General features: G+C 71.7%; 8 protein-coding genes. 5 read left to right on the top strand and 3 right to left on the bottom strand.

Annotation, left to right across the window (positions count from 1 at the left end; translation table 11 throughout):
- Window positions 1-87 precede the first annotated feature (87 nt).
- From QNA09_RS25630 to QNA09_RS25620, 3 genes are read left to right on the top strand one after another with little or no spacing between them, the layout of a single operon-like run.
- The gene (locus QNA09_RS25630; protein WP_010596172.1) at window positions 88-1,512 is read left to right on the top strand and encodes an FAD-binding oxidoreductase; all 1,425 of its coding nucleotides are present in this window, start codon (window positions 88-90) and stop codon (window positions 1,510-1,512) included.
- Window positions 1,512-2,309: a decaprenylphospho-beta-D-erythro-pentofuranosid-2-ulose 2-reductase gene (locus QNA09_RS25625; RefSeq protein WP_010596173.1), complete on the top strand. Its 798-nt coding sequence runs from the start codon at window positions 1,512-1,514 to the stop codon at window positions 2,307-2,309. Before QNA09_RS25630 ends, QNA09_RS25625 begins: the two co-directional genes overlap by 1 nt.
- A 39-nt stretch (window positions 2,310-2,348) precedes the next feature.
- On the top strand, window positions 2,349-4,262 hold the full coding sequence (locus QNA09_RS25620; protein ID WP_119699320.1) for a galactan 5-O-arabinofuranosyltransferase: 1,914 nt from the start codon (window positions 2,349-2,351) through the stop codon (window positions 4,260-4,262).
- Window positions 4,263-4,316: 54 nt separating this feature from the next.
- On the opposite strand, the gene QNA09_RS25615 is transcribed toward QNA09_RS25620, so the two are convergent.
- From QNA09_RS25615 to map, 3 genes are all read right to left on the bottom strand, one after another.
- Window positions 4,317-4,736: a DoxX family protein gene (locus tag QNA09_RS25615; RefSeq protein ID WP_059175047.1), complete on the bottom strand. Its 420-nt coding sequence runs from the start codon at window positions 4,734-4,736 to the stop codon at window positions 4,317-4,319.
- A 159-nt stretch (window positions 4,737-4,895) separates the two neighbouring features.
- Window positions 4,896-7,670 (bottom strand): FAD-binding and (Fe-S)-binding domain-containing protein, encoded by a 2,775-nt coding sequence (locus tag QNA09_RS25610; protein WP_119699319.1) that lies wholly within the window; start codon window positions 7,668-7,670, stop codon window positions 4,896-4,898.
- A 71-nt stretch (window positions 7,671-7,741) separates the two neighbouring features.
- On the bottom strand, window positions 7,742-8,509 hold the full coding sequence (map, locus tag QNA09_RS25605; protein WP_059175048.1) for a type I methionyl aminopeptidase: 768 nt from the start codon (window positions 8,507-8,509) through the stop codon (window positions 7,742-7,744).
- Window positions 8,510-8,547: 38 nt separating this feature from the next.
- Here map and QNA09_RS25600 point away from each other — a divergent pair, with 38 nt between their 5' ends.
- Together QNA09_RS25600 and QNA09_RS25595 are read left to right on the top strand one after the other, a co-directional pair.
- Window positions 8,548-8,817, top strand: coding sequence for a helix-turn-helix domain-containing protein (locus QNA09_RS25600; protein ID WP_026137866.1), 270 nt, complete (start codon window positions 8,548-8,550; stop codon window positions 8,815-8,817).
- A gap of 108 nt (window positions 8,818-8,925) precedes the next feature.
- A complete protein-coding gene (locus tag QNA09_RS25595) occupies window positions 8,926-12,177 on the top strand; it encodes an arabinosyltransferase domain-containing protein (protein WP_119699318.1) in 3,252 nt (1,083 codons plus the stop codon).
- Window positions 12,178-12,189: the final 12 nt, after the last annotated feature.

Raw genomic sequence — 12,189 nt, 5'->3', positions numbered from 1 at the left:
ACGCTTCCGGCAATCCGGACGCCGGGACGCCGGGCGTCACCGGCGACACACTCTCGCCGCTGCGACCGGCGGGTAACCTGTACGGCGATGTCCACGACAGCTGCAGAGCCGGCCGCCGCGCCGCTCCCCACCCAGACCCGCACTCTGACCGGCTGGGGGCGCACCGCCCCGACCACCGCGGAAGTGCTGTCCACTCCCGACGTCGAGGTGATCGCGCAGGCGGTCGCCCGGGTCGCGGAGCAGAACGAGTCCAAGCCGTCGCACCTGCGCCGCGGTGTCATCGCCCGTGGTCTCGGCCGCTCGTACGGTGATCCGGCGCAGAACGCGGGCGGGCTCGTCGTCGACATGACGGCGCTGGACCGGATCCACACGATCGACCGCGAATCGCGGCTGGTCACCGTGGACGCGGGCGTCGACCTGGACCAGCTGATGCGCGCGGCGCTCCCGTTCGGGCTGTGGGTCCCGGTGCTGCCGGGCACCCGGCAGGTGACCGTGGGCGGTGCGATCGGCGCGGACATCCACGGCAAGAACCATCACAGCGCGGGCAGCTTCGGCAACCACGTCCGGTCGATGGACCTGCTCACCGCGGACGGCCAGGTGCGCACCCTCACCCCCCACGGGCGCAATTCCAAGCTGTTCTGGGCGACGGTCGGCGGCATGGGCCTGACCGGCATCATCCTGCGCGCCACCATCGAGATGACGCCCACCGAGACGGCGTACTTCATCGCCGACGGCGTGGTCACCAGCACCCTCGACGAGACGATCGCCGTGCACAGCGACGGCTCCGAGGCGAACTACGACTACTCGAGCGCCTGGTTCGACGCGGTCGCGCCGCTGCCGAAGCTCGGCCGGGCCGCGATCTCGCGCGGTTCGCTGGCCAAGCTCGACCAGCTGCCGAAGAAGCTGCAGAAGAACCCGCTGAAGTTCGACGCGCCGACGCTGCTGACGTTCCCGGACATCTTCCCGAACGGCCTGGCCAACAAGTACACCTTCAGCGCCGTCGGCGAGCTGTGGTACCGCAAGTCCGGCAACTACACGGGCAAGGTCCAGAACCTGACGCAGTTCTACCACCCGCTCGACATGTTCGGGGAGTGGAACCGCGCCTACGGCTCGAACGGGTTCCTGCAGTACCAGTTCGTGGTGCCGACCGAGGCGGTCGACGAGTTCAAGAAGATCATCGTCGACATCCAGCGCTCGGGGCACTACTCGTTCCTCAACGTGTTCAAGCTGTTCGGGGAGGGCAACAAGGCGCCGCTGAGCTTCCCGATGCGCGGCTGGAACATCTGCGTCGACTTCCCCATCAAGGCGGGGCTCAACGAGTTCGTCCGCGAACTCGACCGCCGCGTCCTCGAGTTCGGCGGCCGTCTCTACACCGCGAAGGACTCGCGCACCTCCGCCGAGACGTTCCACGCGATGTACCCGCGCATCGGCGAATGGATCAAGATCCGCCGCTCGGTCGACCCCACCAACGTGTTCGCCTCCGATATGTCCAGAAGGTTGGAACTCCACTGATGATCAACGCCGTCGGCAACCCCCAGACCCTGCTGCTCCTCGGTGGCACGTCCGAGATCGGACTCGCCATCGTCGAGGAGTACCTGCGCAAGGCGCCGGCCCGGGTGATCCTCGCCGCGCTGCCCAACGACCCCCTGCGCGACGACGCTGTCGCGCAGATGAAGGGTGCGGGGGCCACCAAGGTCGACCTGATCGATTTCGACGCCCTCGACACCGGCAACCACCCGGACATGATCGCCCGGGCCTGGGATCTCGCCGGAAACGGTCGCTCCGCAGGCTCCGCTCCTGCCGGGGACGTCGACGTCGCGATCGTCGCGTTCGGCATGGACGCCGACGCCGAGGAGCTGTGGCAGAACCAGACCAAGGCCATCCGGGTCGCGGAGATCAACTACACCGCGGCCGTGTCGGTCGGTGTGCTCCTCGGCGAGAAGATGAAGGCGCAGGGCTACGGGCGCATCATCGCGATGTCCTCCGTCGCCGGTGAGCGGGTCAAGCGAGCCAACTTCGTGTACGGCTCCGCGAAGGCCGGGCTCGACGGCTTCTACCTGGGCCTCGGGGAGGCCCTGGCGCCGTTCGGTCCGCGGGTGACGGTGGTGCGTCCCGGACAGGTGCGCACCAAGTTCAGCGCCCACGTCGAGGAAGCGCCGCTGACGGTCGACAAGGAGGACGTCGCCGCGCTGGCCGTCGCCGCGTCCGCGAAGGGCAAGGAGATCGTTTGGGCTCCGGGCGCCTTCCGGTACGTGATGATGGTGCTGCGGCACATCCCGCGCGCGATCTTCCGGAAGCTGCCGATCTAGGCTGCGGGGGTGTCCGACCCAGTCGTATCCTCTTCCGACGTGGCCCCCTTCCGGCGAGCCCTCCGCACCGCCGGCGAGGGGGCCGCTGCGGTTGTCGTCGCGACGATCGTCGCCGCCGTGGGGCTGTTCGCGTTCGCGCGCGTGCAGTGGCCCGCATTCAACTCCTCGAACGTCACGCAGGCCGTCACGACGGTGCTGCAGGTGGGGGCGCTCGCCGTGCTCGCCGGCTCGGTCGTGCTGCTGCGCCGGCGACGGTGGACGGCGTTCGCGCGGGTGCTGTCGTGGGCGGGTCTGTCGGGTCTGGTCACCGTCACCCTCGGGATGCCGTTGGCGGCGACGAAGCTCTATCTGCACGGCATCTCCGTCGACCAGGAGTTCCGCACCGAGTACCTGACGCGGCTCACCGACTCCCCCGCGCTGCGGGACATGACGTACGCGGACCTGCCGCCGTTCTACCCCGCCGGCTGGTTCTGGATGGGCGGCCGCTTCGCGAGCCTGCTCGGCCTGGACGGCTGGGAGGCGTTCAAGCCGTGGTCGATCGTGTCGCTGGCCGTCGCCGCCGTCGTCGGGCTCGTGCTGTGGACCGCGCTGGTGCGGGTCGACCTGGCCGTGCTGGTCGCCACCGCCACCACCGCCGTCGTCCTCGCCTACGGCTCTCCGGAGCCGTACGGCGCGTTCGTCGCGCTGCTGATCGCGCCTGCCCTCGTCATGGCGTGGGGGGCGCTGTCGCGCCCGGTGCGTCCTTTGGGCGGCTGGGGCAGCCCAAAGGACACACCGGGCGGCGGAGCCGTCGTCGGGACCGGGCTCTTCCTGGGCCTGGCCGCGACGTTCTACTCCCTCTACCTCGGGATCGCGGCGTTCGCGGTGACGGTGATGGCCGTCGTCGCCGCGGTGCTCGCGCGACGCGCGGCGGGCACCTGGCGGGCCGCTCTCCCCGTGCTGGTACGGCTGGGCGTGATCGCGGGGATCGCCGTCGCCGTCGCGCTGCTCGTGTGGGCGCCGTTCGTGCTCGAGGTGCTGCGGGGCGGGTCCACCGCCGGATCCGGCACGGCGACGCACTACCTGCCCGAGACCGGGGCGCGGCTGCCCCTGCCGATGTTCCACGGTTCCCTGATCGGGCTGCTGTGCCTGCTCGGCACGGTGTGGCTGGTCGGGCGGGCCACGTCGTCGCGGCGTGCGCAGGCCCTCGGGCTCGGCGTGGTGTCCGTGTACCTGTGGTACCTGGCGTCGATGGCGCTGACCGCGATGGGCAACACTTTGCTGGCCTTCCGCCTCGAGGTGATCCTGCTCGTGCTGCTCGCGGCGGCCGGCACGTTCGCGTTCGTCGACTTCACCCGCTGGATCGTGCTGGCCACCAGCGAGAACCAGCGGGTGCGGTGGTCGCTCATCGCGGTCGGCGCGCTGGGTGCGCTCGCGTTCACCCAGAACATCCCCCAGGTCCTCGCGAACGAGATCACCGTCGCCTACACCGACACCGACGGCAACGGTGAACGCGCCGATCAGCGTCCGCCCGGCGCGGGCGCCTACTACGCCGAGCTGGACGAGACGATCACCGCGGCGCTGGGCCGGCCGCGCGACGAGATCGTCGTCCTCACCGCCGACACCACCTTCCTCACCTACTACCCGTATCTCGGGTTCCAGGCGCTGACGTCGCACTACGCGAACCCGTTGGCGGACTTCGAGGGACGCGCCGCCGCGATCGAGGACTGGGCGTCGGTCGAGACGACCGACGAGCTGCTCGCCGCGTGGGACGAGTCCCCGTGGCGGGGACCCGATGCGGTCGTGTTCCGGCAGGGCGCCGAGGGTTACACCCTCCGGCTCGCCGAGGACGTGTACCCCAACGACCCCAACGTCCGTCGCTACACGGTGACGTATCCGAAGTCGCTGTTCGACGATCCGCGGTTCACGGTCTCGGAGATCGGACCGTTCGTCGTCGTCACCCGCACGGGATAGCGGGCACGCGACGGTCCGCGAACACCGTTCGCGGACCGTCGCGACGTGGGCGTGCTACCCGCGGCGCAGCGGCATCACCGACCGCACCACCGGATCACGCAGATACAGCCCGGCCCAGACGAACACACCGACGTAGACCGGGAACAGGATGGTGCTGAAGAGCGGCATCTCGTTGAGCATGTTGGTGGCCACGGCGCCGCCGAGATACCCGGTCAGCAGCACCGCCCCGAGGATCGAGGTGGCCGGGACCAGGTACAGCGCCATGCACACGAGCATGACGACGCCGATGACGTAGTTGAGGTTCGGATCGAAGCCCAGATCGATCATCGCCTGCCGCGCCTGGTCGACGTTGAGGACGTGGATCGCGGCGTCGAACAGCAGGAACAGCACGACGAGGCCGGTGATCACCAGGCCGGCGATGCGGAATTTCCGGTCGGTGGGACGCTCGGCGGGGCGGGTGGTGGTCGAGATCATGGCAGTCTCCTCGGTCGGGGTGGCGGTCTCGCTACGGACTGACCAGCCGGCCCCGGAAAACTCATCGCACCGCACCGCACCGCACCGCACCGCACCGTGCCGATCCGGCGACCCGAGCCCGCCCCAGCCCGGTCCCGACACCCGGAACCGAGCCCCGGCTCACAACCGGGACGCCAGCAACTCGGCGAGGTGGACGCCGCGACGCTCGGTGAGATCGGCGATCTGGGTGCGGCAGGAGTAGCCGTCGGCGAGCACGACGTCGTCGGGACCCGCCGCGGCGATCGCGGGCAACAGCTGGTGCCCGGCGACGGCGACCGAGACGTCGTAGTGCGCCGGCACCACCCCGAAGTTGCCGGCGAGACCGCAGCATCCGCCGAGCCGGGTGACCGTTGCACCGGCCCGGCGCAGCAGCGCGGCGTCGGCGCCCCAGCCCATCACGGCGTGGTGGTGGCAGTGCGGCTGGGCCACCACCGACGTCCCGGACAGTGACGGCGGTTCCGAGTCGCCGAGCAGTTCGGCCAGCGTCACCGTCGAGTCGGCGACGGCGCGTGCCGGTTCGAACCCGAGCAGCTCCACGGCGTCGGAGCGCAGGACCGCCGTGCACGACGGCTCGAGGCCCACGATCGGCATGCCGGCCGGGAACAGTGCGGAGATGGTGCGGCCCAGGATCTTCCGGGCCGTATCCAGCTGGCCGGTGGTGATCCACGTCAGCCCGCAGCACTGTTGCTTTTCGGTCACGCACACCCGTCGGCCGGCCGCCTCGAGGACCCGCACCGCGGCGATCGCCACCTCCGGCGTGAAGTACTCGGTGAAGGTGTCGACGAACAGCAGGACGGGCTCGCCGTCCGTGCGACGTTCGGCCGCCGTGTCCGCGAACCAGCGACGGAACGTGCGGGGCGCGAACTCGGGCACGCGGCGACGCCGGTCGACGCCGGCGAGGGTCAGTCCGGCGGACGCCACCCCCGGCAGCTTGGCGAGGGTGTTCACGACGCGTGGTGCGCGACCGGCCAGCGCCGCCCAGCGCGGGAGCCGTCCCAGCGTGTAGTGCGTGGCGGGACGGAGCCGACCCCGGTAACTCTGGTGCAGCACTTCGGATTTGAACGTCGCCATGTCGACACCGGTCGGACAGTCGGAGGCACAGCCCTTGCATGCCAGGCACAGTTCGAGGGCCTCGTGCACCTCCGGTGAGCGCCAGGACCCGGTGACGAGCGTGCCGTTGAGCATCTCCTGCAGGACCCGGGCCCGGCCGCGGGTGGAGTCCTTCTCCTCCCGGGTCGCCAGGTAGGACGGGCACATCACCCCGCCGAGGCCGGCGGTGTCGGCGCGGCACTTGCCGACGCCGGTGCAGCGGTGCACGGCCTGCCTGAAGTCGCCGTCGTCGCCCGCGTACCGGAAGGCGAGCAGGTCCCGGACCCGGTGCGCGGCCGGGATCCGAAGGTCCCGGTCCACGGGAGCCGGGTCGACGAGCACACCGGGATTGAGCAGGCCCTCGGGATCGAACACCGCCTTGACGGCGCCGAACAGTCGCAGCGCGGTCGGCGAGTACATCAGGGGCAGCAGTTCGCTGCGCACCCGGCCGTCGCCGTGCTCGCCCGACATCGACCCCCCGAACGACGCCACGAGTTCCCCTGCTGCGAAAAGGAATTCGCGGAACATTCCGGGCATCTCGAGCGGCACGTCGAGGCGGATGTGGATGCAGCCGTCGGCGAAGTGACCGTACGGATAGCCGGTCACGCCGTACCGGGACAGCAGCGACTCGAACTCGCGCAGGTACTCCCCCATCCGTTCCGGCGGGACGGCGGCGTCCTCCCAGCCGGAGTGGGCGGGCCGCCCGGCGGGGCTGCGCCCGGCCAGTCCCGCCCCGTCCTCGCGGATGCGCCACAGCTGCGCGGCCTTGCCGGGGTCGGTCACGATCAGTGAATCCATCGCCACCGCAGCGTGTTCGACGGATCGCGCCCGTGCCAGGACCTCGCCGGCGTCGTCGCCGGACAGTTCGACGAACAACCACGCCGCCCCCCGCGGCAGCGGAGGCACCGCCGCCGCGCCGCGCCGCGCGCGCACGACGTCGACGATCCGCGAGTCGAGCCCCTCGCACGCGGTCGGACCGAAGCCGAGCAACGTGTGCGCGGCGTCGCCCGCCGTCGCGATGTCGGGGTAGCCGAGGGCCACCAGGACGCGGACCGCGGGGTCGGCGACGAGCCGCACCGTCGCCTCGGTGACGACACCGAGCGTGCCCTCGCTGCCGACGAAGAAGCGCAGGACGTCGAACCCGTTCTCGGGCAACAGGTGTTCGAGGGCGTAGCCGGAAGCCTGTCGGCCGAACCGCCCGAACTCGGTGCGGATGGTGGCGAGGTGGTCGAGGGTGATCCGGCGCAGTGATTCGAGAACGGGCGCGTCGTCGGGCAGCGACAGGTGCCGGCCCGCGCCGGTGAGCACCTCGAGACCGAGAACGTTGTCGGATGTGCGTCCGTAGCCGAGGGTGCGGGCACCGCAGGCGTTGTTGCCGATCATCCCGCCGACGGTGCAGCGGTTGTGGGTGGACGGGTCGGGTCCGAAGCGCAGTCCGTACGGGGCGGCGGCGCGCTGCAGTTCGGACTGGACGACGCCGGGCTGCACGGTCGCCGTGCGCGCCTCGGGGTCGATCCGCAGAACCCGGCCGAGGTGGCGGGCGAAGTCGAGTACGACGCCGGGCCCGACGGCGTTGCCGGCGACGGAGGTCCCGCCGCCGCGTGAGGTGAGCGGAACGCCGTGCCGGCGGCACACCTCGAGCACGGTGCCGACCTCGTCGATCTCGCGGGGCCGCACCACCGCCTGCGGGGGCACCCGGTAGAGCGAGGCGTCGGACGAGTAGAGCGCGCGGGTGGTGGTGTCGTCGAACACCTCGGAGATGCCCGCGTCGCGCAGGGCCTCGCCGATCGTCCTCGCCCGGGCCATAGGCCGATGCTAGTGCCTGCAGGGGTCGCTTCGTCGCAGGTCGGACCGGCACGGCCGGGGTCGATGCGCCGTCAGCGGGAGGTGAGGACGACCGGTCCGTCCTCGGTGATCGCGACGGTGTGCTCACAGTGCGCGGCCCGGCTGCCGTCGGCGGTGCGCAGCGTCCATCCGTCCGGGTCGTGCCGGTAGGCGTCGCCGCCGCCGGCGTGCAGCATCGGCTCGACGGCCAGCACCAGTCCCGGCCGCAGCCGCATCCCCCGCCCCACCCGGCCCTCGTTGGGCACGTGCGGGTCCTCGTGCATGCGGCGGCCGATGCCGTGACCGCCGTGGTCGGCGAGCATGCCGTAGCCGCGGGACCGGACGTATCCGCCGATCGCCGCGCCGATGTCACCGAGACGGTTTCCCGGCACGGCCGCGGCGACGCCGCGCGCGAGGGCGTCCTCCGCCGCGGCGATCAGGGCGAGGGCCTCGGGGTCGGCGGTCCCGACGATGAAGCTCACGGCGGCGTCCCCGCACCAGCCGTCGAGCACCGCCCCGCAGTCGATGCTCACCAGGTCACCGTCACGGAGCCGGTAGCTGCCGGGAATGCCGTGGACGACGGCGTCGCCGACGCTCGCGCACACGACACCGGGGAACGGCGACGGCGCCCAGTCGGGGTGGTAGCCCAGGAACGGGGAGGTCGCGCCGGCGGCTCGGAGGACCTCGGCGGCGACGTCGTCGAGGTCCTTCAGGCAGACCCCGATTCCCGCGTGGGCCCGCACGGTTGCCAGCGCCTCCGCGACCACGGCACCGGCGGCGCGCATCGCCTCGATCTCGCCGGGCGTCTTCAACTCGACCATCACACCTCCAATAGAAATACCGGTATTACTATACGGGAATGGTGCGCGAACCGCTTACTCCGGCCCAACTCGAGCGAGGACGACGCCTGGGCGAACGCCTCCGCGCGGCGCGCGGCGCCGCCGGGATGGCGACGGTCGCCGCCGAGGCCGGCATCTCCGTCGAGACCCTCCGGAAGATCGAGACCGGACGCATCGCCACGCCCGCCTTCTTCACCGTCACCGCGCTCGCCCGGGTCCTCGGACTCTCCCTCGACGACCTGGCCGGCGACCCGACGGACGATCCCGCCGAGCACGAGGCCGCCTCCTGACCGGAGGAGGCCACCCCCGCCTCCCCCGTCCCTCGCCTAGCATCGATCCTTGTGCCCGTCGATGTCCTTTCGCCCGAAACGCCCGCTTACGCCGATACGAAGGCGCGCGTGCGCACGGCCAGGATCGTCGCGACGGTCAGCGGACTGCTCGGCATGCTGCTCGCCCTGGCCGTGCCGTTCCTGCCGGTCCGGCAGGAGGCCGCCACCGTCAGCTGGCCGCAGGGCAGCGACCTGACCAACATCGAGGCGCCCCTCGTCTCCTACGCCCCCCTCGAACTGCGCGCGAGCGTGCCGTGCTCGGCCTTCCCGCTGCTCGGCGACGAGGGTGGCACCCTGATCTCGACCGTGCCGCCGGACGCCCCCGACGCCACCGAGAACGCCCTCGTGATCCGCACGGTCCCCGGCACCGACGGTGGGCCCGCCGCCATGGAGGTGGTGCTGCGCAACTCGGTGGTCGTGTCGGCACCGATCGACGACGAGCACCGCTGCACAGCCGTCACCGTCGCCACCAACGCCGACCGCACCGCCGCCGAGATCGTCGGCCTCGGGCAACACGACGACGGGCACCACATCGCCACGCTCGACGGCGATCATCGGCCGCAGATGGTCGGCGTCTACTCCGACCTGCAGGGATCGGCGCAGGCCCTCACCTCCGGCCCGGACGCCGAGCGGCTGTCCGTCCGTGCCGCCCTCGACTCGCGGTTCACCTCCACCCCGACGCTGGTCAAGTTCGTCGCGATGCTCGTGTGCATCCTCGCGACCCTGCTGTCACTCGTGGCGCTGCACCGCCTCGACGGCGTCGACAACCGCCGCGCCCGCCGGATCCTGCCCGCCCACTGGTGGCGGTTCACCGCGGTGGACGCGGTCGTCGTGGGCACGCTGCTGCTGTGGCACGTCATCGGCGCCAACACCTCCGACGACGGCTACATCCTCACCATGGCCCGCGCCTCCGACGAGGCCGGCTACATGGCCAACTACTACCGGTGGTTCGGCGTCCCCGAGGCCCCGTTCGGCTGGTACTACGACGTGCTCGTCCTGCTCGCGAAGGTCTCCACCGCCAGCGTGTGGATGCGGCTGCCCGCCCTGCTCGCCGCGATCGCATGCTGGATGGTCATCAGCCGCGAGGTCATTCCCCGGCTCGGCGTCGCCGTCCGCCGCAACCGCATCGCGCTGTGGACCGCGGGACTGGTGTTCCTCGCCTTCTGGCTGCCGTACGACAACGGCCTGCGACCCGAGCCCGTCATCGCGCTCGGCGCCCTGCTCACCTGGTGCTCGATCGAACGCGCCGTCGCCACCGGCCGCATGCTGCCCGCCGCGATCGCCGTGCTGCTCGCCGCCTTCTCCCTCGCCGCCGGCCCCACGGGACTCATCGCGGTCGCCGCGCTCGTCGCCGGGGCGCGACCCGTCGTCGTCCGGCTGGTCGGCCGCCGCCGGCTCGTCGGGGTGGTCCCGCCCCTCGCCGCCATCCTCGCCGCGGGCACCGTCGTCCTCGTCGTCGTCTTCGCCGACCAGACCCTCGCGTCGGTGCTCGAGGCGACCCGGGTGCGCTCGGCGGTCGGACCCAACGTGCCGTGGTTCGACGAACGGCTGCGCTGGGACGCGCTGCTGACCGTCTCCCCCGACGGATCCCTCAGCCGCCGGTTCGGCGTGTTCGTCATGCTGCTGTGCCTGATCGTGTGCGTGATGCTGATCCTGCGCAAGGGCCGCATCCCCGGCACTGCCCTCGGGCCGTCGCGCCGCATCCTCGGCATCGTCTTCGCGTCCCTGCTGCTGATGATGCTCACCCCGACCAAGTGGACCCACCACTTCGGCGTGTACGCCGGACTGGCCGGATCCGTCGCCGCGCTCGCCGCGGTCGGGGTCGGCGCCGTCGGCATCCGCTCCGCCCGCAACCGCGCGCTCTTCACCGCCGGGGTGCTGTTCGTGCTGGCGCTCGCATTCACCGGCTCCAACGGCTGGTGGTACGTCTCCAGCTACGGGATTCCCTGGTGGGACAAGCCGCCGTCGATCTCCGGACGCGCCTTCTCCACCGGCCTGCTGGCGCTGGCCCTGGTCGCGCTCGGCGTCGCCGCCTGGTTCCATCTGCGTGAACCGTTCGCCACCCCGAAACCCGACCGCAACGGCCGCGTGAAAGCGATCGCCTCGGCACCGCTGACCGTCGTCGCCGCGGGCGTGGTCCTGTTCGAGGTGCTCTCGCTCGTCAAGGGCGCGGTCGCGCAGTATCCGGCGTACTCGATCGCCCGGTCCAACACCGCCGCCCTGACCGGCGGCAGCTGCGGCCTCGCCGACGACGTCCTCGTCGAGACCGACCCGAATGCCACCGCGCTGGCCCCCGTCGACGGCGACGTCGCCGGAGCCCTCGGCGCCGGCACCGCCGACGGCTTCACCCCGAACGGCGTCGCCCTCGATCTCACCGCCGACGAGGAGATCTCCACCACGGGCGGCGCCAACACGGTCGACACCGAGGAGGGCGGCACCACCACCTCCACGGGCGCCGGCACCGGCGGCGGCCGCGGTGCCGCCGGCATCAACGACAGCACCGTCGCGCTGCCGTTCGGCCTGGACCCCGCCCGCACCCCCGTGCTCGGCAGCTACCGCGCCGGCGCGCAGCAGGAAGCCGTGCTCGAGTCCGGCTGGTATGCGCTGCCCGACCGCACCGACGCCACGCCGCTGCTGGTGGTCACCGTCGCCGGCCGCGTGCACTACGTCGACCCCGACGGCGTCCTCACCCCCGGTGCGGACGTGCTGCTCGAGTTCGGCCGGACCGGCGACGGTTCGAGCGTCGAGCCGCTGGCCCGCGTCGCGCCCATCGACATCGGACCGTCTCCGTCGTGGCGCAACCTGCGGGTGCCGGGCGACCGGATCCCCGCCGACGCCGACACCGTCCGCCTGGTGGTGACCGACGGCAACCTGGCCCCCGACCAGTGGGTGGCGGTCACGCCGCCGCGGATGCCGCGCCTCGAGACCCTGAACACCGTCGTCGGCTCCACGGCACCGGTCCTGCTCGACTGGTCGGTGGGGTTGGCGTTCCCCTGCCAGCGTCCGTTCGACCATCGCTACGGTGTCGCCGAGGTCCCCGAGTTCCGGATCCTGCCCGACCGGGTCGGGGCCGACTCCACCAACGGCTGGCAGGACGACATCGGGGGCGGCCCGCTCGGCTGGATACCGCTGCTGCTCACCGCCGAGACCGTTCCCACCTATCTGAACCACGACTGGGACCGCGACTGGGGCTCGCTGGAGCGATACTCACCCATCGATCCGAGCGCGAGGACTGCCGAGATCACCACCGAGGACGTCGTCCGCTGGGGCTGGTGGACACCCGGCCCGATCCGCGACGGTGTGCCCGTAATGCGTGAATGAGGTCCTACGCGT

Origin of the sequence: Rhodococcus sp. AH-ZY2 (assembly GCF_030916465.1) — a bacterium.
GTDB lineage: Bacteria > Actinomycetota > Actinomycetes > Mycobacteriales > Mycobacteriaceae > Rhodococcus > Rhodococcus ruber.
Note: the sequence above shows the minus strand (reverse complement) of the source record. Positions and strands in the feature narration are given on the sequence as shown.